Origin of the sequence: Salinicola salarius (assembly GCF_003206135.1) — a bacterium.
Classification (GTDB): Bacteria; Pseudomonadota; Gammaproteobacteria; order Pseudomonadales; family Halomonadaceae; genus Salinicola; species Salinicola salarius.
Map to the genome: position 1 here is coordinate 151792 of NZ_PZJT01000010.1, position 24986 is coordinate 176777.

Annotated in this window: 15 protein-coding genes and 5 tRNA genes; 10 read left to right on the forward strand and 10 right to left on the reverse strand. The window is 63.2% G+C overall.

The genetic code is table 11. The features are described from left to right. Positions 1 to 109 precede the first annotated feature (109 nt). Both DOM32_RS11435 and DOM32_RS18090 read left to right on the forward strand, forming a co-directional pair. On the forward strand, positions 110 to 1087 hold the full coding sequence (locus tag DOM32_RS11435; RefSeq protein WP_110634586.1) for an NADPH:quinone reductase: 978 nt from the start codon (positions 110 to 112) through the stop codon (positions 1085 to 1087). 295 nt (positions 1088 to 1382) lie between these two features. After that, positions 1383 to 1961, forward strand: a complete 579-nt coding sequence (locus DOM32_RS18090; protein WP_244179902.1) for a septal ring lytic transglycosylase RlpA family protein — start codon at positions 1383 to 1385, stop codon at positions 1959 to 1961. A 448-nt stretch (positions 1962 to 2409) separates the two neighbouring features. Here the strand turns inward: DOM32_RS18090 and DOM32_RS11445 are convergent, their stop codons facing one another. The 7 genes from DOM32_RS11445 to betI form a co-directional block, all read right to left on the reverse strand. Then, complete coding sequence (locus tag DOM32_RS11445; RefSeq protein ID WP_110634589.1) at positions 2410 to 4878, reverse strand: acyl-CoA dehydrogenase; 2469 nt, start codon at positions 4876 to 4878, stop codon at positions 2410 to 2412. Between the two features lie 160 nt (positions 4879 to 5038). Further along, the gene (locus DOM32_RS11450) at positions 5039 to 8140 is read right to left on the reverse strand and encodes an efflux RND transporter permease subunit (protein ID WP_110634592.1); all 3102 of its coding nucleotides are present in this window, start codon (positions 8138 to 8140) and stop codon (positions 5039 to 5041) included. After that, positions 8137 to 11268, reverse strand: coding sequence for a multidrug efflux RND transporter permease subunit (locus tag DOM32_RS11455; RefSeq protein ID WP_110634595.1), 3132 nt, complete (start codon positions 11266 to 11268; stop codon positions 8137 to 8139). The genes DOM32_RS11450 and DOM32_RS11455 overlap by 4 nt, the downstream gene beginning before the upstream one ends. Further along, positions 11265 to 12521, reverse strand: coding sequence for an efflux RND transporter periplasmic adaptor subunit (locus tag DOM32_RS11460; protein WP_110634597.1), 1257 nt, complete (start codon positions 12519 to 12521; stop codon positions 11265 to 11267). Before DOM32_RS11460 ends, DOM32_RS11455 begins: the two co-directional genes overlap by 4 nt. Positions 12522 to 12903: 382 nt before the next feature. Beyond that, complete coding sequence (gene betA / locus DOM32_RS11465) at positions 12904 to 14604, reverse strand: choline dehydrogenase (RefSeq protein WP_110634600.1); 1701 nt, start codon at positions 14602 to 14604, stop codon at positions 12904 to 12906. A 206-nt stretch (positions 14605 to 14810) separates the two neighbouring features. Continuing rightward, positions 14811 to 16280 carry a betaine-aldehyde dehydrogenase gene (gene betB, locus DOM32_RS11470; RefSeq protein ID WP_110634605.1) on the reverse strand — a complete coding sequence of 490 codons (1470 nt, stop codon included), beginning with the start codon at positions 16278 to 16280 and terminating at the stop codon, positions 14811 to 14813. A gap of 53 nt (positions 16281 to 16333) precedes the next feature. Continuing rightward, positions 16334 to 16954 carry a transcriptional regulator BetI gene (gene betI / locus DOM32_RS11475; protein ID WP_110634608.1) on the reverse strand — a complete coding sequence of 207 codons (621 nt, stop codon included), beginning with the start codon at positions 16952 to 16954 and terminating at the stop codon, positions 16334 to 16336. Between the two features lie 281 nt (positions 16955 to 17235). Here betI and DOM32_RS11480 point away from each other — a divergent pair, with 281 nt between their 5' ends. Next, complete coding sequence (locus DOM32_RS11480) at positions 17236 to 18192, forward strand: choline ABC transporter substrate-binding protein (RefSeq protein ID WP_110634611.1); 957 nt, start codon at positions 17236 to 17238, stop codon at positions 18190 to 18192. A 143-nt stretch (positions 18193 to 18335) separates the two neighbouring features. Next, positions 18336 to 18412: transfer RNA gene (locus DOM32_RS11485), tRNA-Met, on the forward strand. Positions 18413 to 18524: 112 nt separating this feature from the next. On the opposite strand, the gene argE is transcribed toward DOM32_RS11485, so the two are convergent. The 3 genes from argE to DOM32_RS11500 are packed head-to-tail and all read right to left on the reverse strand — an operon-like array spanning position 18525 to position 21876. Continuing rightward, positions 18525 to 19688: an acetylornithine deacetylase gene (argE, locus tag DOM32_RS11490; protein WP_373419442.1), complete on the reverse strand. Its 1164-nt coding sequence runs from the start codon at positions 19686 to 19688 to the stop codon at positions 18525 to 18527. Beyond that, on the reverse strand, positions 19688 to 20470 hold the full coding sequence (locus DOM32_RS11495; RefSeq protein ID WP_087721003.1) for a FadR/GntR family transcriptional regulator: 783 nt from the start codon (positions 20468 to 20470) through the stop codon (positions 19688 to 19690). Before DOM32_RS11495 ends, argE begins: the two co-directional genes overlap by 1 nt. Further along, positions 20467 to 21876, reverse strand: a complete 1410-nt coding sequence (locus tag DOM32_RS11500; protein ID WP_110634614.1) for a YfcC family protein — start codon at positions 21874 to 21876, stop codon at positions 20467 to 20469. The genes DOM32_RS11495 and DOM32_RS11500 overlap by 4 nt, the downstream gene beginning before the upstream one ends. Before the next feature lie 335 nt (positions 21877 to 22211). Here DOM32_RS11500 and DOM32_RS11505 point away from each other — a divergent pair. The 6 genes from DOM32_RS11505 (at position 22212) to dnaB (ending at position 24985) form a co-directional block, all read left to right on the forward strand. Further along, positions 22212 to 22287: transfer RNA gene (locus DOM32_RS11505), tRNA-Asn, on the forward strand. Positions 22288 to 22320: 33 nt separating this feature from the next. After that, a tRNA-Asn gene (locus tag DOM32_RS11510) sits at positions 22321 to 22396 on the forward strand. 34 nt (positions 22397 to 22430) lie between these two features. Continuing rightward, positions 22431 to 22506: transfer RNA gene (locus tag DOM32_RS11515), tRNA-Asn, on the forward strand. A 34-nt stretch (positions 22507 to 22540) separates the two neighbouring features. After that, positions 22541 to 22616 (forward strand) — tRNA-Asn (locus DOM32_RS11520). Positions 22617 to 22695: 79 nt separating this feature from the next. Beyond that, entirely contained in the window at positions 22696 to 23586 is an 891-nt protein-coding gene (locus tag DOM32_RS11525; RefSeq protein ID WP_110634617.1) for a ParA family protein, read from the forward strand. Next, a complete protein-coding gene (gene dnaB / locus DOM32_RS11530; protein ID WP_110634620.1) occupies positions 23576 to 24985 on the forward strand; it encodes a replicative DNA helicase in 1410 nt (469 codons plus the stop codon). The genes DOM32_RS11525 and dnaB overlap by 11 nt, the downstream gene beginning before the upstream one ends. Position 24986: the final 1 nt, after the last annotated feature.

The following is a 24986-nucleotide window of genomic DNA, read 5'->3' on the forward strand; positions in this document are numbered from 1 at the left end:
GCTTCGACCAATGTCTGACGGCCGCGACGCGTGCCGCTCCTGACTTGACCCGCCTCGGGAATGGCGCTTGGATGTCAGACCGAGAGTCATCACCCAACAAGGAAACGTCATGGCCAAGCGTATTCAGTTCGCCCGTACCGGCGGCCCGGAGGTTCTCGAAACCGTCGAATTCGAACCTGCCGCCCCCAGGGCGGGAGAGGTCAGGGTCAAGAACCACGCCATCGGACTCAACTTCATCGATATCTACTTCCGCACCGGTCTCTATCCGGCGCCCTCCATGCCATCCGGTCTGGGCACCGAAGGGGCCGGGGTGGTGGATGCGGTCGGCGAAGGCGTGACCCACCTCGAAAAGGGGGATCGCGTCGCTTACGCCCAGGGGCCGCTCGGCTCCTATTCGGAATATCACGTGCTGCCGGCGGACAAGGTCGTCCAGTTGCCGGAAAGTATCTCCTTCGAGACCGCCGCGGCTGCCATGCTCAAGGGCTTGACCACCCAGTATCTGCTGCGCCAGACATTTCCGCTGGAAGGGGGTGAAACCATCCTCTTCCACGCTGCCGCCGGTGGAGTGGGGTCGATCGCCTGCCAGTGGGCCAACGCCCTGGGTGTCAAGGTGATCGGTACCGTCGGTTCCGCCGAAAAGGCCGAACTGGCGAAGAAGAATGGCGCCTGGGCAACGATCAACTACCGCGAGGAAAATGTCGTCGAGCGCGTTCGCGAGCTGACTGGCGGCGCGATGGTGCCGGTGGTCTATGACTCCGTCGGCAAGGATACCTGGATGACCTCGCTGGACTGCCTGGCGCCGCGAGGCTTGATGGTCAGCTTCGGCAACGCTTCCGGCGCGGTCGAAGGTGTCAACGTGGGCATCCTCAACCAGAAGGGCTCGCTCTACCTGACGCGCCCCAGCCTCAACGGTTATGCCGATACGCGGGAGCGCTTCGAGGAGATGTGTCTCGACCTGTTCGACATGCTCGAGAGCGGCAAGGTCAATATCGATATCGCCCAGCGCTTCAAGCTGGAAGAGGCCGGCAAGGCGCAGGAGGCGTTGGCCTCACGCCAGACGACGGGATCCACGATTCTGATCCCCTGAGCCATCGCTACCCATGCAGAGGCCGGCGTCGTCCGAACGGGCGACGCCGGCCTTTTGGTTCCCTGATCGCGCGGCGGTCGCGACGTGGGGCGATCATTCCATCGTGTTCACTGATCATCGTACCCACTTATCGTACTCACTTATCATCACGTTCACTTATCATCACGTTCACTTATTTGGCCGCTTTCGTGAGCGAACAGCGATTGTCGTTGTCGTAGTACGACGATGGCGCCCGCATTTCGCCAGTTTCTCCGCGGGGCGTCGAGGCCAGATGATCCATGCCAGGTCAATCACGATGACATTCGATACCACCGACGACAGGTTCTCGCCGGCAAGGCCGGCATCCTCTCGAGAGCGCCGCGTTCGCAAGACGCTGTTCGCCGCTGCCATCGCATCGGTTCTGCTGGCGGGCTGTGCGTCGCCCTATCACCCGCAGGGCTGGGAAGCGACTTCGTCACCGCCGCCGGTGGCCGCGACCGGCAAGTCCGGTAGCAAGCCCGGCAAGAAGGAGTCCGCCAGGCGAGACGCCAGCATCAAGCGCAAGGCCGCCGACACGCGGGCCAGCGCATCGCCGATGGGCAAGCCGCGTCGGGGCGAGGCGACCTACTACGCCTCCTACTTCGAAGGGCGGCCGACCGCCAGTGGCGAACCCTACGACAGCCAGGCGATGACGGCGGCGCACAAGACCTTGCCGTTCGGGACCAAGGTGAAGGTGACCGCGCTGGATTCCGGCGAGACGGCCGTGGTGCGCATCAACGACCGCGGCCCGTTCGTCGACGGTCGCATCATCGATCTTTCCCGAAAGGCGGCGGAGCAGCTCGGCATGGTTCACGAGGGTGCCGCCGAAGTGCAGCTGCAGGTGTTGGGGCAGTAGATCGTAATCCGCCATCAGCACTCGTATCGGGTCGTAAAGCGAGGGCTGTTTGATAATCAGCTTTTTGCCAAGGCAATTTGCCCCTTCGACGTAAGCTTACCACTGTCGAAACCTTACCTATCCTATCGCGCATGATGACGAGGGGGCTTAACGCTCGCCCCCTCGCCGCTCCCCCTCTTTTCGCGCCACAAACCGTGAAACCCTGGCCGATCAATCGCTGCGCTTAGGGTCGGCATGCAAGGACATCCCTGTCCCGGCATGCCTCTTGCGACATCCATGTCGCAAGACCCAGCTTCGCGATTATCGTCCAGTACGGTCTTGAAAGGCGCTTGGGGTGGCTCTGGCGAAGCTCGAAGGCTTTTTCATCAAGCAGAGACTCCCCTCGACAAACAGAAGCCCCGCTCGATGAGCGGGGCTTCTGTGGTCTGGCGTGTATGGTCTGGCGGGGTCAGGCAACGGTTTCGTCGGTCTGGTGGCTGGCACTTGCGCTTTGCTGCCGCATCTCGAAGGCGTCGAAGGCGAAGTCGTCCACCGTCAGCATGTCCAGCACTTCGGCTTCATGTGCACGCATGAACGCGGCATCTTCGTCGTTCAGCAGCCCGGTTTCGTGGGCCGCGTCGATCCACTGTTCGGGGTGCAGCGCGACCTCGGGCAGGGCCTTCTTGACCCGCGCCTTATTGAGCGTGCGATAGATCGCTTCGGCACGCTCGGCATTGGCCAGCAGGGCGTTGTAGCGCGCCAGTGCGTTGTCTTTCTGGCCTTCCTCCCAGGTATCCCAGGTGTTGCGGGTCAGCTTGTGACGCAGCGCGCTGTCGGTCGAGATCGCCTTGGCGATTTCGCGGGTCAGCGTATCCTGGGGTTTGTGCCAGCGACGTCCCAGCGGCTGGGTGACGAACGACAACGTGTTGCCCAACGCCCGGTTGGGCAGATTGTCGAACAGATCGATCAGCGCCTGTTCGGCACGGTTCAGCAGCAGCCGACAGCTGTAATGGAACAGCGCGGCTTCATTGTCGACGCGGTCCGTCTCGTGCAACTGCTTGAGCACCATCGACAGCAGATAGAGGTTCGACAGCACGTCACCCAGACGCGCCGAAATCATCTCGCGCTGCTTGAGCTTGGAGCCGAGGCTGGCCATGGCCGCATCCGCGCACAGGCTGAAGGCGGAAGAGAGCCGGGCGGCATCCTGCGCGTAGGGCGCGGCGATCGCGTCGAAGGGCACCTTGGGCCGGCCGAGACCCAGTGCCTGGGTGAAGGCACGCGCGCCGTTGCCGAAGATCAGCCCGATATGGCGGAAGAACAGGCGATCGAAGGCCGCGAAATCGTCGGCGTCCTTGGCGGCCAGCTCCTTGAGGACGTAAGGATGGCAGCGGATCGCACCCTGACCGAAGATCATCAGGTTGCGGGTCATGATGTTGGCGCCTTCGACGGTGATGGAGACCGGGTTGGCGCTGTAGCCGATGCCGAGGTAGTTGCGGGGGCCGAGCGTGACCGTGCGGCCGCCGTGGACATCCATCGCGTCGGCCAGAACCTCGCGCTGGAATTCGGTCAGCTGGCTCTTGAGAATCGCTGACGGCACCGCCGGCTTGACGCCGTGGTCGATGGTGTTGGCCGTCTGCATGACGGCGGCCTGGGAGATGTAGGCCTTGGCGGCGATGCGCGCCAACGGCTCCTGGACGCCTTCCATGTCCGCCACGGCGATGTTGAACTGGCGACGAATCCGCGTGAAACCGCCGCTCCAGCCCACCGCGTAGCGGCCGATGCCCGCGGCACCGGAAGGCAGGGTGATGCAGCGGCCCACCGAGAGACATTCGACCAGCATGCGCCAGCCCTGGCCGGCCATGTCGAGCCCGCCGATCAGGTAGTCCAGCGGGATGAACACGTCCTTGCCGCGAATCGGGCCGTTCATGAACGGGCTGCCGATCGGATGGTGGCGGCGGCCGATCTGCAGGCCTTCCGTCTCGCGGGGAATCAGTGCGCAAGTGATGCCGATGTCGCTCTCGCCGCGCTCCAGCAGGTTGTCCGGGTCGAACATGCGAAACGCGAGGCCGACCACCGTGGCGATCGGCGCCAGCGTGATCCAGCGCTTCTCGAAGGTCAGCTTCAGCCCCAGCACCTCTTCGCCGTTATGCATGCCGCGGCAGACGATGCCGACGTCCGGGATCGAAGTGGCATCGCTGCCGGCGCGTGGCCCGGTCAGCGCGAAGCAGGGGACGTCACGGCCATCGGCGAGGCGCGGCAGGTAGTGATTCTTCTGTGCCTCGGTGCCGTATTTCAGCAGCAGCTCGCCGGGGCCGAGCGAGTTGGGTACGCCGACCGTGCTCATCAGGGTTTCGTTGAAGGCGAGCTTCTGCAGCACGGCGGATTGCGCCTTGGCCGAGAACTCGAGACCGCCGTAGGACTTGGGAATGATCATGCCGAAGAAGCGTTCTTTCTTCAGGTACTCCCACAGCGCTTCCGGCATGTCGGCGCGCTCGCGGGCGATTTCCCAGGCGTTGCACATCCCGGCGGCCACGGAGCACTGGTTGTCGATGAACGCCTGCTCCTCTTCGCTCAGGCCGGCGTTGTCGAAGTCGAGCAGCTTCTGCCAGTCGGGGCGGCCGCTGAACAGCTCGCCATCCCAGGCGACGGTGCCGGCATCCAGCGCGACGCGTTCGGTTTCGGAAACGCGCGGCGCGATCTTCTTGAACAGCGCGAACAGACGCGGCGATAGCCACAGGCGACGGATCGGCTTGAGGCCACAGGCGGCGACGCCGATCGCCGCGATCAGCAGCAGCGTGCCGATGACGCCGGCATCCAGCGCCAGCCCGACGAGACCCAGCACGACAAGAACGGCGATTGCCGCGAGCGCGCCGGCTTCGCGACGCATGACGACCAGACAGCCGATGACGGCAAGGACGATGAGCAGCAGTGTGATCATGACGAGCTCCGAGAGGAAAACGAAAATTCAGACGAGCGTTTGAATTTGGTTTTCAGACTAGCCGATCCCGTGACGGCTGACTAGAGCCGGCGGGATCATCCTTTGGGACTATTGGCTACGAGCTACGAGCTACGAGCTACGAGCTACGAGCTACGAGCGCTCACGCTTCGCGGGTCTGTGTCGACTCTATGTGCCGGGGTCGCAGCCGACGATGGAGCCGGTCGAGATAGAGATAGACCACCGGCGTGGTATAGAGCGTGAGGATCTGGCTGACGATCAGCCCGCCGATGATGGTGATACCCAGTGGTGCCCGCAGGCCGGCGTTCTCGTCGGTGCCGAGCAGCAGCGGCAAGGCGCCGAGCAGCGCGGCCAGCGTGGTCATCATGATCGGCCGGAAACGCACCAGCGCGGCGTGGCGAATCGCGTCCTGCGGCGTCATGCCCTGATCGCGCTCGCAGACGACCGCGAAGTCGACCAGCATGATCGCGTTCTTCTTGACCACACCGATCAACAGGATAATGCCGATCAGCGCGATCAGGGTGAAGGGCGTATCCAGCGCCATCAGTGCCAGCAGCGCGCCCACCCCGGCGGAGGGCAGCGTCGACAGGATCGTCAGCGGGTGGATGTAGCTCTCGTAGAGAATCCCCAGCACCAGATAGACGGTGACCAGTGCGGCCAGAATCAGCCACGGCATCGCCTCGATACCGCTTTGGGCTGCGCCGGCACTGCCCTCGAAATCGATCTGCACGTCGGTAGGCAGGTGGAGCGCGTCGACGGCCTGACGAATACGCGCCGTGGCGTCGCCCAGCGCAACGCCGTCCTCCAGATTGAACGAGATCGTCGAGGCGGCGAACTGGCCCTGATGGTTGACGCTGACCGGCGTGGTGCTGCGCTCGACGTGGCTGAACGCCGAAATCGGGATCATCTCGCCATCGCTGCCGCTGACGTAGAGATCGCCGATCGCGTCCGGTGCCTGACGATAGGGCGCAGCCACCTCCATCACCACGTAGCGCTGTTCGTCGGCGTCGTAGAGGCTCACCACCTTGCTCTGGGCGAAGGCGTTGCCCAGCGCGGTATCGATGGTGCGCATGTCGACGCCGAGACGCGAGGCGGTCTCCCGGTCGACGACCAGCTTGGCGGCCAAGCCCTCGCCACGGTTGTCGCTGTCGATGCCGGTGATGCCGTCGACCTGCTGCATCGCCTGCTGGACCTTGCCGGCCCAGTCGCCGAGCAGATCGAGGTCGTCGCTCTTGAGCGTGATCTCGTACTGGGAAGCGCTGCTGGAACGGCCGCCAACGCGGATGTCCTGCAGCGGAAACATGAAGGTGCTGACCCCGGTCAGGCCCTGCAGGCTCGCCATCAGGCGATTGCCGATGGCCTGCGTCGAGCCCTGGCGGTCGGCTTTCAGGGTGATGAACAGCGTCGCCGAGGAGCCGCCCCGGCCCGGGCCGCCGCTACCCATGAAACCCAGCACGCTCTCCACTGCTGGGTCAGCCTGCAGCCGCTCGCGAACCTGGCCGAGCTTGTCCGAGACGGCCTCGAATGACAGCGCCTGGTCGCCGCGCATGGTGCCGAGCAGGCGGCCGGTATCCTGATCGGGAATGAACCCCTTGTCGACGGCGGTATACAGGTAGCCGTTGAGAACGATCACGGCAACCAGCGAGAGCAGCGTCAGCCGGCGATGCTTCAGCGCAATGTCCAGCGACCTGGCGTAGCCGCGCACGAACGCATTGCCGATCGCGGTCAAGGCCCGTTCCCACCTGGGCTGGCGCTGACGTTCGGGATGCGGCTTGAGCCAGCGCGCACAGAGCATCGGCGTCAGCGTCAGCGACACCAGCAGCGAGACGCCGATGGCCAGCGACAAGGTCACCGCGAACTCGTGGAACATCCGGCCGATGAAGCCGCCGAGCAGCAGCAGCGGAATGAACACCGCCACCAGCGAGACGCTCATCGCGGTCACCGTGAAGCCGACCTCCCGGGCACCCAGCAGCGCGGCCTGGAAGGGCTTCACCCCCTGCTCGATATGCCGCGCAATGTTCTCGACCACGACGATGGCGTCGTCGACCAGAAAGCCGATCGACACGATCAGTGCCATCAGCGACAGCGTATCGAGCGAGAAGCCGAACGCCCACATCATGGCGAAGGTGCCGACCAGCGACACCGGAATCGCGACGCTGGGAATGATGGTGGCGCGAGCGTTGCGAAGGAACACGAATACCACCAGCACGACCAGGATCACCGCCAGCAGCAGCGTCAGCTGGGTTTCATGCAGCGATGCCTGGATGCCCGGCGCGCGGTCGAGCTGCACGCTGAGATTGATGTTCTGCGGCAGCAGACTGCGGATCTCGTCGAGTCGCTCCCTGACGCCGGCGATGGTGTCGATGATGTTGGCCCCGCTGGCGCTGCTGATCACCAGCAGCACGGCGGGCAGATCGTTCTGGAAGCCGACGTTGTAGCGATCCTCGACACCATCGGTGATGGTAGCCACGTCGCCCAGGCGCATCTGCGAGCCGTCGTCGCGGGCGATCACGATCTGGCTGTAGTCGCTCGCTTTCAGCAACTGGGAATCGGTCTGCACTTCCCAGCGGTGTTCGACGGTCTGCACGAAGCCGGTGGGGGACTGGGTCGTCGCCGCCCGCAGCGCGCCGGCCACTGCATCGAGCGTGATGCCGGCATGATTGAGCTTGCGCGGGTCGATCGACACTCTGACCGCGGGGGAGGAGCTGCCACCGACATTGACGTCGCCGACCCCCGGCACCTGGGCGATGGGCGGCGCGATCTTGCTGTCGGCGAGACGATAGAGCTCGCTGGTGGGCAGGGCGTCCGAGGTCAGCGAGAGGATCATCACCGGCGCCGAGGCCGGGTTCAGCTTGCGATACTGGGGGCGGCTGGTCATGGCGCTGGGCAGCAGCGGCTGGGCATCGTTGATCGCGGCCTGGACCTCCTGCGCCGCCACGTTGATGTCCTTGTCGAGATCGAACTGGATGACCACGCTGGTGGAGCCGTCCGAACTCGACGAGGTCATCTGGGTAATCCCGGGGATTCGGCCCAGCGAGCGTTCCAGCGGTGTCGCTACCGTCGAGGCCATGGTTTCCGGATTGGCCCCGCTCAGGCTCGCCGAGACCAGAATGGTCGGGAACGACACATTGGGCAGCGGGGCCACCGGAAGGCGCTCGTAGGCGAGCGACCCCAGCAGCACCACGGCCAGCGCCAGCAGAATGGTCGCGACCGGTCGGCGAACGAAGGGCGATGACAGACTCACGATGTGGCCCCGATCGCGGTTTCGTCACGCTCGGCGTCGTCATCGTGTCGCCAGCGCGAGGCGAGACGATCGAAGAACAGGTAGATCACCGGCGTGGTGAACAGTGTCAGCAACTGGCTGAACAACAGCCCGCCGACCATGGTGATGCCCAGCGGCTGACGAAGCTCGGCGCCGTAGCCGCTGGCGAACATCAGCGGCAACGCACCGAGCAGTGCGGCGCAGGTGGTCATCATGATCGGCCGGAAACGCAGCAGCGCGGCGGTGTGAATCGCCTTCTCCGCCGACATGCCGCGCTCGCGCTGCGCCTCCAGGGCAAAGTCGATCATCATGATGGCGTTCTTCTTGACGATGCCGATCAGCAGAATGATGCCGATGATCGCCACCAGCCCCAGCGAGTAGCCGCTGATCTGGAGCGCCAGCAGGGCGCCGATGGCGGCCGAGGGCAGCGTCGACAGGATCGTCAGCGGGTGGATATAGCTCTCGTAGAGAATCCCCAGCACGATGTACATGGTAACGATGGCGGCCAGGATCAGCCAAAGGGTATCGCTGGTGGACTGGGTATAGGCCAGCGCCGAGCCGCGATAGTCCAGCGAGGTCTGGTCGCTCAGCGTCTCGGTCGCCGCCTGGTCGACCGCCTCGAAGGCGTCCGACAGCGAGTAGCCGTCGGCGACGGCGAACGACATCAATGCCGAGGGGAACTGGTTCTGGCGTTGCAGCGACAGCGGCGTGGTGCGTTCGGTCAGCGTGACCAGCGTCGACAGCGGCACCAGCTCATCGTCGTCGTTGGCGACGTAGAGGCGAGACAGCGCCTGCGGGCCGTCGCTGTCGGTCGCGTTGGCGGCGAGCACGACGCGATACTGGCTGGCCTGGGTGAAGATGGTCGAGATCAGGCGCTGGCCGAAGGCGTCGTAGAGCGCGTCGTCGATATCGGCGACGCTGATGCCGAGCTGGCCGGCACGAGCGCGATCGATGGTGACCTCGAGCTTGCGCCCGGCGTTCTGGACATCGCTGCTGACGTTGGCGATGGCCGGCGACTTCTCCAGCGCCGCGAGCAGTTTGGCGGCATCATCGTTGAGCACCTCGCGGTCGCCCTGGGTCAGCGCGAACTGATACGGGTAGCGGCTGATGGTGTCTTCCAGCGTCAGATCCTGCACCGGCTGCAGGGCGAGCGACAGGCCGGGGATATCGTGGCTTTCGCTGCGCAGCCTTGCCAACACGCTATCCAGGTCGTCGCGCTCGTCCAGCGGCTTGAGATTGATCGAGAGGCGCCCGCCATTGAGCGTGGTGTTGGTGCCGTCGATACCCACGCTGGAAGAGAGGCTTTCGACGGCCGGGTCCTCGAGCAGGCGGTCGACCAGTTGCTGCTGGCGGGCCGACATCGCCTCGAACGAGGTCGATTGCGTGGCGGTAGTGACGCCGCGAATGACGCCGGTGTCCTGCACCGGAAACAGCCCCTTGGGTGTGGCGACGAACAGCAGGGCGGTCACGCCCAGGGTGGCGACCGCGACCAGCAGCGTCAGCGTCTGGTGGCGCAGGATCCAGTCCAGCGCGTGCTCGTAGCCGCGCGTCACGCGACCGAACAGCCCCTGGCGGTTGCGCACCATGGCCTCGTCGTCGTTCTCTTCCTCGCCGCGGTCGGCGGCGTCGGGTCGATGTTTCAGCCAACGCGCGCAAAGCATCGGCGTCAGCGTCAGCGACACGAAGGCGGAGATCAGGATCGAGATTGCCAGGGTCAGTGCGAATTCCCGGAACAGTACGCCGACCACGCCGCTCATGAACACCAGCGGGATCAGCACGGCGAGCAGCGAGATCGTCAGCGAGACGATGGTGAAGGCGATCTGCCGGGAGCCCTTGAGCGCGGCCGCCAGCGGTTTCTCGCCTTTCTCGATGTAGCGGGTGATGTTTTCCAGCACCACGATGGCGTCGTCGATGACGAAGCCGGTGGCGATGGTCAGCGCCATCAGCGTCAGGTTGTTGAGGCTGAACTCGGCCAGGTACATCGCGCCGAAGGTGCCGACCAGCGACAGCGGTACGGCCAGACTGGGAATCAGCGTGGCCGGAATGTTGCGCAGGAATAGGAAGGTCACCATCACTACCAGCCCGATGGCGAGGATCAGCTCGAACTGCACGTCTTCCACCGCGGCGCGAATGGTCGTGGTGCGGTCGGTGAGCACCTTGACCTCGACACTGGCCGGCAGCGTGTTTTCCAGGGCCGGCAGGCTCTGCTTGATGGCGTCGGCGACACCCACCACGTTGGCGCCGGGCTGACGCAGCACATCGATGAGAATTGCGCCTTCGCGGTTGGCCCAGGCCGAGAGATAGGCGTTCTCGGCGCCATCCTCGACGGTGGCCACGTCAGACAGGCGCAGCACCGATCCGTCGTCGGTCTTGAGAATCAGGTCGCGATAACCGCTCGCCGACAGCAACTGGTCGTTGGCGTCGATGCTGTAGGCGCGGTAGGGGCCGTACAGCGTGCCCTTGGCCTGGTTGACGTTGGCGGCATCGACGGCGCTGCGCACCGCCGCAAGGTCGAGCCCGTAGGCGGCCAGCTGGCGGGAGTCGACGGTAATCCGCACGGCCGGCTGGTGGCCGCCGGCCAGCTTGACCTGGCCCACGCCGCTGATCTGGGCGATCTTCTGCGCCATGCGCGTGTCGATCAGATCGTAGACCTGGGTCAGCGGCAGGGTGTCCGAGCTGACGGCCAGCGTCATGATCGGCGTGTCCGCCGGGTTGACCTTGCTGTAGCTGGGCGGGCGGGGCAGGTCGTCCGGCAGCAGCGTCTCGGCCTGGCTCAACGCTGCCTGCACCTCCTGCTCGGCGACGCCCAGGTCGGAATCGAGCGAGAACCGCAGCGTGATCAGCGAGGCGCCGCCGGTACTGGTCGAACTCATGTCCTCCAGCCCCGAGATTTCGCCGAGCTCGTCCTCCAGTGGCGAGGTGACGTGGGAGAGCATCACGTCCGGGCCGGCGCCGGGGTAGAGCGTGGTGACCTGGATCGTCGGGAATTCCACCTCCGGCAGCGACGAAATCGTCAGCAGCCGATAGGAGAGGGCGCCCGCGATCAGGATCGCCAGCATCACCAGCGACGTGGCGACCGGGCGCAGGATGAAGAGGCGAGACGGATTCATGACGCGCTGCCGTCACCGCCGGCCTGTTTCGCTACGTCGCTGCTGGCCGGGTCCGCAACCTCGTCGCTCGATTCTCCCGGCAGGGCATCGCTGACCACCCGTACCCTGGCGCCTTCCCGCAGGCTGTCGACGCCGTCCACGACCACGTGCTCGCCGGCCTCGACGCCGGAGGAAAGGGCGCTTTGCGAGTTCTGGGTGGCGACCAGCGTCACCGCGCGGCGGGTGACGGTGTCGTCATCCTTGACCACGTAGACGTAGTTGCCGTCCTGGCCGGTCTGTACCGCCGGTTCTGGCACGATGACCTGATCGCGCAGGATCTGCGACACCAGGCTGACATCGACGTAGGCGTTGGGATAGAGACCGCCGACCGGATTGTCGAAGGTGGCGCGCAGCCGAATCGTGCCGGTGGCGCTGTTGATGTTGCTGTCGATGCTGCTCAACTGGCCCGAGTAGGTTTCGCCATCGGTGCCGGTCACGCTCACCGCCGGATGATCGCCAGCGGCCAGGCGCCCACGGACCGTGTCGACATAACGGCTGGGCAGCGAGAAGATCACCGAGATCGGGTCGAGCTGGGTGATGGTGACGATGGGCTCGTCGTCGCCAAGCTGGATGATATTGCCGGGATCGACGTTGCGAATCCCCACCACGCCGGTAATCGGCGCGACGATGTCTGTGTAGTCGAGCTGGACCTGGGCGCTCTGGACGCTGGCCTGATCGCTGGCGACGGTGCCTTCGTACTGACGCACCAGTTGACGCTGCTGTTCCAGTTCCTGCTGCGAGACATAGTTGGAATCGATCAGCTTCTCGTAGCGAGCCAAGTCTTCGCGGGCGGAGGCTAGCTGGGCCTGATCCTGGGCGAGCTGGCCTTTGGCCTGATCCAGTTGCGCCTGATAATCGCGCGGGTCGACCTGCGCAAGCTGCTGCCCTTTCTGGACCGTCTCGCCTTCCTCGAAATTCACCGACAGCAGCTCGCCTTCGACGCGGGGTCGCACGGCGACGCTCTGCAACGGGCGTACCGTGCCCAGCGCGGTCAGCTCGATCGGCAGATCGCCCCGGCTGGCGGCCACCGCGGAAATGGCGGTCGTCATTGCGCCGCGCCCACCGGCTTGCCCGGCGTTGCCATCGGGTGCTTGCGAGTCTTCGCCTCGGCCGAACATGTAATAGGCAACGACGGCCACGATGATCACCAGTAACAGCAGCCACAGCCAGCGTAGCGGTCGACGATTCTGAGGCGACGAAGAGGAAGAGGGCATAACGGGCAACGGTCCTTGTACTGGCTTTATGACGAACTCACGATAGAGGCGGGGCTAGCGTAAAGACGAACCCAGTGTAACGGAACACTGTTCGAACAATGCGCAATTAGCGCGCAAATCATCTCCGCGGGCAAAATCATCTTCACGGACGAAATCATCTTCGCGAATAAAATCATCTTCGCGACCAAGAATGTGAACGTTGCATCAGCCGTTTTCGAAGCGCAACCGCCCCGAATGGCGCTGAGACGATGCCCGGCCCAGGCAGTGCGGGGCAGGCAGAAAGCGCGGGAAGGGCATCTCAGCGCGGCAATGGCGGTCGGACAGGAGTACGCCACGGAGCGAGCGGACATCGATCAGGGGCGCGTCGGCGCCCCGTGATTCGTCAGGCGCTTTTGGCCGGGGTCTGGCGGGCCGGGGCGCCGTTGGCCACGTAGTAGGGAGCGTCGGAGCGTGGCAGCGGCTCGCGACCCCGCACCCGGTCGGCGAGCTTCTCGGCGATCATGATGGTGGTGGCATTGAGGTTGCCGGTCACGATCTGGGGCATGATCGAGGCGTCGATGACGCGCAGGCTTTCGATGCCGTGGACACGGCCTTCATGGTCGACCACCGCATCGTCGCCGGTGCCCATGCGGCAGGTGCCACAGGGGTGGTAGGCGGTCTCGGCGTGCTCGCGCACGAAAGCGTCGAGCTGCTCGTCGGACTGCACGTCCGGCCCTGGCGAAATCTCCCGGCCGCGATAGGCATCCATCGCCGGCTGGGCGATGATCTCCCGGGTCAGGCGGATCGCGGCGCGAAACTCTTCCCAGTCGCGCTGGGTAGACATGTAGTTGAACAGGATGCTGGGTGCGCTGCGCGGATTTCTGTCCCGCAGTTGGACGCGACCGCGGCTTTCGGAGCGCATCGAGCCGACGTGGGCCTGGAAACCGTGCGCCTGGACCGCGCTCTTGCCGTTGTAGCTGATCGCGATCGGCAGGAAATGGTACTGAAGATTGGGCCACTCCTCGCTGTCGTCGGTGCGGATGAAGCCGCCGGCCTCGAACTGGTTGCTGGCGCCGACACCCTTGCCCAGAAACATCCATTCCGCGCCGATCTTCGGCTGGTTGTACCACTTGAGCGCCGGATAGAGCGATACCGGCTCCTTGCACTCGTACTGGATGTACATCTCCAGGTGATCCTGCAGATTCTCGCCGACGCCCTTGAGCGGGTGCACAACCGGAATGCCCAGCTTCTCCAGCAGCGCCGGATTGCCCACACCCGAGCGCTGCAGAATCTGCGGCGAGGCGATCGCGCCGCCGCACAGCAGCACTTCGCGACGCGCCAGCGCCTGGCGGGGCTGGCTGTTGTTGAGATGGTCGTGCAGGTAGTTGACGCCGATGGCGCGCTGATCCTCGAACAGGATTCGATCGGTCGTGGCGTGGGTGACGATAGTCAGGTTCTCGCGCCGCTTGGCGATATCCAGGTAGCCGCGGGCGGTCGAAGAGCGCCGGCCGTTGGGCGTCGTCGACCGATCCATGGGGCCAAAGCCTTCCTGCTGATAGCCGTTGAGGTCGTCGGTACGCGGATAGCCCGCCTGCACGCCAGCCTCGATGAACGCCTGATACAGCGGATTGTTGCCGGCCTTGGGCGTCGCCACGCTCAGAGGGCCGTCGCCGCCGTGGTAGTCGTTGGGGCCGATATCGCGGGTTTCCGCCTTGCGGTAGTAGGGCAGGCAGTCGCGATAGGTCCAGTCCTCAAGACCGGGCTGCTTGGCCCAGTTGTCCAGATCCAGCGCGTTGCCGCGGATATAGCACATGCCATTGATCAACGAGGAGCCGCCCAGCCCCTTGCCGCGCCCGCACTCCATGCGACGGTTGTCCATGTGCGGTTCCGGGTCGGTCTCGAACGCCCAGTTGTAGCGCTTGCCCTGCAGCGGGTACGCCAGCGCTGCCGGCATCTGGGTGCGGAAGTCGGCGCGATAATCCGGCCCGCCGGCTTCCAGCAGCAGCACGCTGACCGCCGGATCCTCGGTCAGGCGGGTGGCGAGCACGTTACCCGCCGAACCGGCACCGATAATGATGTAATCGAATTCCTGAGCCTGTTGCATACACACGCTCCTTCAAGAGAGAAGAGGGGGAGAGACAAGAGCGAAGAGACCAAGCGGTCCGAGGCGGTCGAATGCGCCGCCCGAGGACAGCGCGAGCGACGATCAGACAAGGCGTCTCCCGGCAAGGGCGCGGAACTTACTGGGTGCTAAGTGAGCAGCCCGAGCCGGGAGACAACGCCGTATGATCGAGCGCAGCCCGTTATCGGTCAGAAAACCGAGGCGAACGGCCCCATCTCGATCTGTACGGATTTGGTCTGGGTATAGTGCGCCAGTGTCTCGATGCCGTTCTCTCGGCCGATGCCGGACTGCTTGTAGCCGCCCACCGGCATTTCGGCGGGGGAGTCGCCCCAGGTGTTGATCCAGCAGATGCCGGCTTCGATCCGATGGATGACCCGGTGAGCACGGTTGAGCCCTTCGGTGAACAGGCCGGCGGCCAGGCCGTATTCGGTATCGTTGGCGCGGCGGATCACCTCTTCCTCGTCGTCGAAGGACAGGATCGCCATGATCGGCCCGAAGATCTCCTCGCGGACGATGCGCATCTCGTCCTGGCAGTCGGTATAAACGGTCGGGGCGACCCAGGCGCCGCCGGCGAAATCGCCATCGGTCATGCGGTTACCGCCTACCAGCAGGCGGGCGCCGTCCTGCCTGGCGGTCTCCAGGTAGCCGGAAACCTTTTCCAGGTGCTCGAAGCTGACCAGCGGGCCGAAGTTGGTTTCCGGATTCAGCGGGTCGCCGGCCTTGATGCGATTGACGCGCTCGACGATCTTGGCTTCGAACGCTTCCTTGACCGAGCTGTGAACGAACACGCGGGTGCCGTTGGTGCAGACCTGGCCGCTGGAGTAGAAGTTGGCCATCATGGCGCCGTCGGCGGCACGATCGAGATCGGCATCGTCGAAGACGATCAGCGGCGACTTGCCGCCGAGTTCCATGGTGACTTGCTTCAGCGTGGAACTGGCCGCGGCGGACATGACCTTCTTGCCGGTGCCCACTTCGCCGGTGAAGGTGATCTTGGCCAGGCCCGGATGCTCGGTGAGCATGGCGCCGACGCTACCGTCGCCGTGAACGACGTTGAACAAGCCGTCCGGCAGGCCGGCTTCGGTAAAGATTTCCGCCAGTTTCATCGCGGTCAACGGCGTGACTTCGCTCGGTTTGAACACTACCGCGTTGCCTGCGGCCAGGGCCGGGGCGGCTTTCCAGCATGCGATCTGGATCGGGTAGTTCCACGCGCCGATGGCGCCGATGACACCCAGCGGCTCGCGGCGGGTATAGACGAACGAGTCCTCGCGCAGCGGGATCTGAGTTCCCTCGATGGTCGGCGCCAGCCCGGCGAAGTACTCCAGTGCGTCCGCCCCGGTCACGATGTCGACGCTGGCCGTCTCGCTGATCGGCTTGCCGGTGTTCAGCGTTTCGAGCTCGGCGAGTTCGTCGTTGCGTTCACGCAGCAGGGCGACTGCCTTGTGCAGGATTCGCGCCCGCTCCATCCCGGTCATCGCCGCCCACTGGCGTTGGGCACGCTGGGCGCTGTCGATCGCCTTGTCGACATCGGCCGCCGTTGCCTGCTGGACGCTGGCAATGATCTCGCCATTCGCCGGATTGACGGCGTCGAAGGTTTCGTTGCCACTGGCCGGCGTGTGGCGACCGTCGATGTAAAGTGTCTGCGTTTCGAGTCGTGCCATGATGACTCTCCCTTCGGATGGCGAATGAAATAGCGTTGCTGAGGGACGCCGCTTCAAGCGTAGTCGTTGGCGCGCGTCCGGGTGTTCCTCGCGGCGTCGAGCTGCACTCGAACGTAGTCGTAGGCCAGTCGGCGGGCGCGCTCCACGTTGAGCCCTTCCGGAGCCAGGGCGCCACGCAGCCACAGGCCGTCAATCAGCGCCGCCAGGCCTCGGGCGGCATCTCTCGCTTCCTGTTTGGGCAGCACGCGCCGGAACTGACAGCTCAGGTTGGAATAGAGCCGGCGATCGTTGACGCGCTGCAGCCGCTGAAGCGGGCGGTGGTGCATGCTGCTGGCCCAGAATGCCAGCCAGGTCTTCATGACCGATTGGCTGGTCTGGCTGCGATCGAAGTTGCCATCGATGATGGCGCGCAGGTGGGCTTCCGGCGGCGCATTGCCCAGCGCCGTGCGGCGCTCCAGTACCGCCGTGCCCAGGTCGTTGAGAACGTGACGCATGGTCGCTTCCAGCAATCCGTCCTTGCCGGCGAAGTAGTGGCTGATGATGCCGGTAGAGACGCCCGCGCGCTTGGCGATGCGCGCAATCGTGGCGTCGGCCAGCCCTACCTCGTCGATCGCTTCCAGCGTTGCCTGAATCAATTGTCGGCGACGAATGGGCTGCATACCCAGTTTCGGCACGGCGCTCCTCCTGAATCGGGGCTGAGGGGATCAGAATCTGCGAGTCGCCCGCTTCAGGCGGCGTCCGAAGACGGTTCGAGCATGGCGCTGAACAACCTAGCGCCCATCCATTCCGCTTTCATTAACTTCGCTTTTATCCCCAGCGAGCCATCATTATGGGAATTTTTTATTGAACGGTCAATCAATAAAAACTACTGTATTGTGCTATCGAATGAATAATTCGGCATTCGATAAGCAGTGATTATTGACGATAACCTACAAGACGATCAGGGAGTTGAAGCATGAAATACTCGACCATTCTCTGGACCCTGGCCGGCGCCAGCCTGGCGGCAATACCGGCGGCTCAGGCTCAGGCACAGGCGCAGGAACCCGAAAGCTGCCAGAGCGTCCGTTTCGCCGAGGTGGGCTGGACCGACATTCAGGCCACCACCGCGCTGGCCAGCGTCGTGCTCGAAGGGCTCGGCTACGAAGCGACTTCCGATACCGTCTCCGTGCCGGTGGCCTACGCGGGCATGAAGAACGGCGACTTCGACGTCTTCCTGGGCAACTGGATGCCGTCGATGAAATCGATCAGCGACCCTTACATCGAGAAAGGTCAGGTCGATCGCCCCCGCCCGAATCTCGAAGGGGCCAAGTACACCCTGGCCGTGCCGCAATACATCATCGACGCTGGCGTGACTTCGGTCGCCGACCTGGACGAGCATGCGGACCAGTTCGGCCACAAACTGTTCGGCATCGAGGCGGGCAACGACGGCAACATGATCATCCAGCAGATGATCGATGACGATGCCTTCGGTCTGGGCGACTGGGAGCTGGTCGACTCCAGCGAAGCCGGCATGCTGGCCGAGGTCAAGGCGCGCACCCAGAGCAAGGACTGGATGGTATTCCTGGGCTGGGCACCGCATCCGATGAATACCAACTTCGATATCGGCTACCTGTCCGGCGCGGACGATTACTTCGGCCCGGATTACGGTGGGGCAACCGTCTACACCAATACCCGTGCCGGCTACATCGACGAGTGCGGCAACGTTGGCCAGTTCCTCCAGAATCTGAGCTTCACGCTGGATATGGAGAACGAGGTGATGGGCAGCATCATGGATGACGGCGAAGACGAGAAAGACGCCGCTCGCGCCTGGCTCAAGGCCCATCCCGAAACGCTGGATGGATGGCTCGAAGGCGTGAAGACGGCCGACGGCGAACCGGGCTTGCCGGCAGTCAAGCAGGCGCTGGATATCTGACGACGCCGGGGGCGGCGCGAAAGGAGAGGTGACGCAGAAATTCGCCTCGATTTTCACTGCGGGCTTGTCCTTCGGCGAGCTCGCAGGTATAGTCCGCCCCCGTTGTCACTCGGCAACGTCTGCAGTATGCAAGTGACATCGTTGGCTACGTAGCTCAGCTGGTTAGAGCACATCACTCATAATGATGGGGTCCCCTGTTCGAATCAGGGCGTAGCCACCACCTGCCTTCCCTGACTCGCTTTCCTGGCTTGCGCCAAGACCGTCTTGTCGACTGCATGTCGAGAAGCGCCATTCCAGATTTTTCGTTCTGCGTTCCTCTGTCTCAGGCTGCCTCAGGCTTCCAGTAGCTGGCCGAGTCGGCGCATGAACTCGGCACCTTGCTCGAGCTGATCTTCGCTGATGAATTCATCCGGCTGATGGGCTTGGGCGATGCTTCCCGGTCCGCAGATGATGGCCTCGAGTCCTGCCCGCTGAAACTGACCGGCTTCGGTGGCATAAGCGACCGCTTCCGCTTCGCGCTCTCCCAGAAGCTGCGCGCACAGCGCAATGGCCGTTCGGTTGTCGCTGCCGGCGAGCCCCGGCACGGTATGGGTCAGGGGCGTGGTTTCGATGGCAAAGCGGGGGTCGCGGGCCTTGAGCTTGCTTTCCAATCGTCGGCTGTAAGTCATGAAGCGCTCAAAGACTGCCTCGAAGCCCTCTTCGGGAAGGTGCCGGATTTCCCACTCGAAAGCACACTCGCGGGCCATGATGTTGATTGCGGTGCCGCCATGGATGCGTCCCACATGAAGGCTTGAATGGGCCACATTGAAGGCCGAGTTGGTTCGACCTTCGCGTACGAGTTCCGTCATGATTTCCTCGATCCGTGTCACCAGTCGTGCGGCAACATGGATCGCCGAAATACCCTGGTCCACCTGGCTCGAGTGAGACTCGACGCCATGCACGACCGTTTTCAGCGAGGTAATCCCTTTCTGCTGGGTCACCGGCTGCATCAATGTCGGCTCGCCGACCACCACGACCGCCGGGCGGGGAAGCTCGCCAGCCAGGCGCTCGATCATGCGTGGGGCGCCCAGGCAGCCGATCTCTTCGTCATAGGAGAATGCCAGCCAGATCGGTTTCTTGAGCTTTTGCTCGACCCAGTGCGGCACCTGTGCCAGTGCGCAGGCGATGAAGCCCTTCATGTCGCAGCTGCCGCGTCCATAGAGCTTGTCGTCATGGGCGGTCAGCGTGAATGGATCGGTGGTCCAGGGCTGGCCGTCGACCGGCACTACATCGGTATGGCCGGAGAGCGCCACCCCACCTTCGACCGCCGGCCCGATCCTGGCGATCAGGTTCGATTTGCTGCCGTCATCGTTCTCGACACGCCAGCTCTCGACGCCGTATTCGGCGAGATGCGCTTCGATGAATTCGATCAGTGCAAGATTGGAGTGTCGCGATACGGTATCGAAGCCGACCAGTTTGGCGAGCATATCGGCGGCGTTATGGGGCGTCATGGACATCATGAATCCTCGTTGTCATTTGTCTCGTTGTCATGAGTTCCGCTGTCGTTGTCGCCGGGCGAGCGGTTACGTCCGGCCAGCGCCGTCAGTTCGGCCATGTAGCGTTCGGCGGCCTCCATGTGGTCGAACATCAAGCGGCCGGCCCGCTCGGCATCGCATTCACGGAAGGCTTCGATCAGTTCCAGATGATAGTCATGACCGTGATAATTGATATCGACCCCAGTCAGAGCTGGATCGAGATGCTGTGCGGCAACCACCTTGAGCAGCAACCCATTCAGGAATTCGACCAGAAAGCGAAGCAACGGGTTAGGCGACGCTGCGGCGAGCAGGTTGTGGAAGTTCAACTCATCTTTTCGTTCCGATACGCCACGTCCATCGCGCCGGTCACTGCAGCAACGCCCGGCGGTGGCGCTTAAGCGCTCCAGAGCGGCCGCGTCGAGCAGTGGTGTCACCTCGCGTGCCAGAGCCGGTTCCAGCAGCTTGCGCAGCGCGTAGATGTCCGGCACCGACAGGTCACGGCTGAAGCAGAAATTCCACAGCAACTCGTTGGCGGTGGCGGCGCTCACTTCGGTGACACTGGCACCACCGCCCGGGCCGCTTTTGACTCGGACCAGGCCTTGGGTCTCGAGCGACTTCAATGCCTCGCGCAGTGTCCACTTGCTGGTCGAAAGGCGAGCGCTCAGGGCGGATTCGCTTTCCAGCCTGGCGCCGGGCGGCAGCTCGCCGGAGAGAATCCGTTCGCGTAGCCCGTCGGCGATCTGGTCCGAACGTTTACGGCTCACGCCGGCCCCCAGCCGATCGCCACCGCAAATGCCAGAATCAGCCAACTGAGCAGGAAGACCTTGACCAGCAATGGGAAGAAGAAGCGCACCCAGCGGTCATATGGCACGCGGGCAATGGCCAACATGGCCAATGTTCCACCGGAGGTCGGTACCACCATATTGGTCAGGCCATCACCGACCTGGAACGCCAGAATCGCGGTTTGCCGGGTCATCCCGATCAAGTCGGACAGAGGAATCATGATCGGCATGGTGGCCATGGCCTGGCCGCTGCCCGAGGGAATGAAAACATTGATGACCGAATGCACCAGGGTCATGGCGAGCGTTGATGCCAGTACCGGCAGATTGGCCAGCGGTTCTGCCAGGCCGTGGACGATGGTATCGCCGATGCTGCCCTGTTCGAGCAGGACCTGCAGCGCCCGGGCCAGGCCCACCAAAAGTGCGCCGGTTGTCACCGATGCCGTGCCCTCGAAGAAGTATCGATTGATGTCGGCAGGCGAAAGCTTGGCCATGGCACCAATGGCGATGGTCATGGCCACGAATACGCCGGAAATTTCGTTGATATACCACCCGTGGGCGAAGACCCCGTAGAGCATGATGGCGAGGCCGACCACGAAGGTGCCAATGACCCGAAGATCCGACGCCGACAGTCGATAGTCGTCGATCGGCTTATCGAGAGAGGCGTCGTGCTCGTCACGCTCGAGCAGCGAGGCACTGGCATCTGCGCGCAGGCGTTTCATGTAGCGGCTGGTGTGATGTGCCAATAGTGCCAGGGCGCCGAGGCATAGCACGCTCCTCAGCCCGGCACCCGAGAACATCGGCAATTGTGCGATCTGGTCGGAGACGCCAACGGTATAGACATTGATAGGCGAGGTGGCAAAGCCTATCCCGACACCACCGAGTGCGATCGCCGTTCCGACCAGCCTGTCACCACCCATGGCGAGCCCCAGCAGGACCGCAAGCGGTATCAAGGCGATATTGTTCTCGTATCCGACTGCGATCCCCAAGGCCCCAAAGACGAACGTCATCAGCCAGATCAGGATGGAAGGGCGCTCAGCACCCAGGCGTTTCACCAGTGTGCCGACCAGGTTTTCCAGTGCACCGGTTGCTTCCATGACCCGGAACAGGCCGCCGCCGATGAATACGATAACGATAATGCTGGCAGCGCCGATCATGCCAAGGGGGATCGCATGGAAGATTTCCAGTACTGACGGCGCCGATTGATCTATCAGGTGGAACGTTCCTGGAACGACGGCGCTTCGGCCATTCACCTCCTGGCGATCATAAGTTCCTGCTGGAATGATCAGCGTCAACACCCAGACGACGCAGAGCAGGCAGAAGATCAAAATGGCAGGATGGGGAATGCGTTGATACCACGGCTTTCGGGTTGTCGCGTCTCTTGCCGTCATGGGGATCTCCTTTATCGCTATTGTTGTTCATGTGCTTGCTGGCCGTGAGCTCTTGTGGCAGGCCGCAGACAAGCTGGGTATTTATTATAATAAATAGACGCTATGCGGATCGCAGGCTGTTTGTCAACGTAGCCGCCCGTGGCTCGGTGAATACGCTCCTCGCTTTGCGAACAGTGCTGGTCATTCGATAAGAAGATTTGCCCTGGACTACTTTTTTGACTCCGCAGCGTATTGATTGCGCTGGATAATTCGTTTCCATTCTTTTGAAGATTCCTGCGTATCGGCCTTGACGCAAAAGACTCAGCGCGTATACTACGCCGCGTGCTGAAGGATGGTCCCCGATAGCTCAGTTGGTAGAGCAAATGACTGTTAATCATTGGGTCACAGGTTCGAGTCCTGTTCGGGGAGCCAACAACATCCAGATCAGCCAGCGGTGAACGACGATCCCCGATAGCTCAGTTGGTAGAGCAAATGACTGTTAATCATTGGGTCACAGGTTCGAGTCCTGTTCGGGGAGCCATCGCCGACACCGTATGACGACACTGCCGCATCGATCCCCGATAGCTCAGTTGGTAGAGCAAATGACTGTTAATCATTGGGTCACAGGTTCGAGTCCTGTTCGGGGAGCCATCGCTGTCACTGCATCGATAAGCCCGCAAATCGATCCCTGATAGCTCAGTTGGTAGAGCAAGCGACTGTTAATCGCTGGGTCGCAGGTTCGAGTCCTGCTCAGGGAGCCAGCTGAACGCTTAGAAAGACATCCTGCTATGTAATACCGCCTCTGCACTCATTCCAATCACTGACGGATGAGGTGCAGTCATGCGTGTTTCAGCAACGGTTTGCTCCAAGGGTGGCGTCGGGAAAACCACCACGACGGCCAATCTGGGCGGTCTCCTGGCAGACGCCGGTCTACGGGTCCTGCTCATCGACCTCGACTCCCAGCCAACCCTCTCTTCCTACTATGAGCTGTCCCAGCCTGCCCCTGGTGGGGTGTACGAGCTGCTCGCGACAGAACTGGTCGACCTCGACCAAATCATCTCGCAGACCGCTATCCCCCATCTCGACATCATTGTCTCCAACGATTATCGGAACCAGTTGCAGCAGCTGTTGCTCAACGCCCCGAATGGTCGTTTCCGGCTGATTGACCTCCTCGATCGCTTCGCCGATCGCTATGACGCCATCCTGATCGATACCCAGGGTGCGCGATCGGTGATTCTCGAGATGGCCGTTATGGCTGCCGATCGGCTGATCTCACCCATCGTTCCCGAACTGCTCACCGCCCGCGAATTCGTGCGTGGCACCCAGGGCATGCTCAACGAACTGCGCGAGTTGGCACGTTATACCCGTTTTGAGGTGCCGCCGGTCTCCATCCTGCTCAACAAGATGACCGACCAGCTGCGCGATGCCCGCGACATCGCCGACAGTATTCGCACCATGTATGCCGAGGTCGAAGATCACGGGATTAGTGTGCTCGAGACGCCACTGGTCAATCTCTCCGCCTATCGTTCGGCAGCGTTGCAGGGCTTGCCCGTCCACCGGGTCGAGCCGCGCAAGCCATACAGCCGCAAGGCACCGGCCTGTGCCGACCAGCTCAAGGCCGTGGCCATCGATCTCTATCCCGAGTGGGCCGATGCCATCCGCGCGGTGGGCACCAATGCTCCGAGCGGTAAATCCGGCACCGGAAAATCGGGGGTGGGTCATGTCCATTGAAGCCGCATCCCCGGCATCCGCCGAAGCCGAGGCCATGGGGCTTCTGCCACCGCATAGCATCGAGGCCGAGCAGTCCACGCTGGGTGCGTTGATGCTCGATAACACCAAGTGGGATGACATCTGCGAAATCGTCGATACCGGCGCGTTTTATCAGTACCCGCACCGGCTGATTTTCAAGGCGATGGAAGCGCTATCCCATGACGAAAAGCCGCTGGATGTGGTGACGCTCTCCGAAGTTCTGGAGCGCGATGGAAATCTCGAGACCTGCGGCGGCTTGTCCTACCTGGCCGAGCTGGCCCGTCACACACCGTCGGCAACCAATGTGGTCGCCTATGCCGGCATTGTTCGCGAGCATCAGCGTCGCCGGCAACTGGCCAACATGGGGCGCGATCTCAGTCAGCGGGCGCTGGATGGGCAGCAGCTCAGTCAGGCGTTGATCGAAGCCACCGAGCGTCAACTATTCGAGCTGGCCGAAAATCGGCAGGGCAAGGAAACCGGCATACGTCCCGCACTGACGGCAGCGATCGATACCATTGATCGCGCCTTCAACGCCAAAGACGGCATTACTGGCACGCCGACCGGCTACCAGGATCTCGACGCGCTCACCTGCGGCTGGCAGGACTCCGATCTGATCGTCCTCGCCGGCCGCCCGTCGATGGGCAAGACGACCTTGGGGATGAACCTCGTCGAGAATGCATTGGTTGCCACGGCGGGCCGCACTGAGTTAGCCACCGCCCCGATCTTTGTCTTCTCGCTCGAGATGCCCGAGGAGCAGCTGATGCTGCGCTTGATGGCAAGCATGGGGCGACTGGATCTGAGCAAGTTGCGCTCAGGGCAGCTCGACGATGGCGGCTGGGAGAAGCTGACCTCAGCCACGAACCGCATACTCGGGTTCGAAGAGCGCCTGTTCGTGGACGACTCCAGTGGGCTCTCCGCAACCTCACTCAAGTCTCGTGCCCGTCGGCTGATGCGCCGCCATGGCAAGCCGGCACTCATCCTCATCGACTACCTGCAGCTGCTCGAGGAGCCGGGCTGTGAGAACCGCAACAACGAGATATCCACGATCTCGCGGATTCTCAAAGCCACCGCCAAGGATCTCAACTGCCCGGTGGTGGCGCTCTCGCAACTCAACCGGACACTCGAAAATCGCCCCAACAAGCGGCCCTCAATGGCCGATCTGCGCGACTCCGGCGCGATCGAGCAGGACGCCGACGTCATCGGGTTCGTCTACCGCGATGAGGTCTACAACACCGATAACCCCGACAACAAGGGACTGGCTGAGCTGATCATCGGCAAGCAGCGCAACGGTCCCACCGGCACGGTGCACCTGACGTTCGTGGGCTCGAGCACCCGGTTCGAGTCTTTGGCGTGGAAACAGGTACAGGAGGGGCGTTCATGAA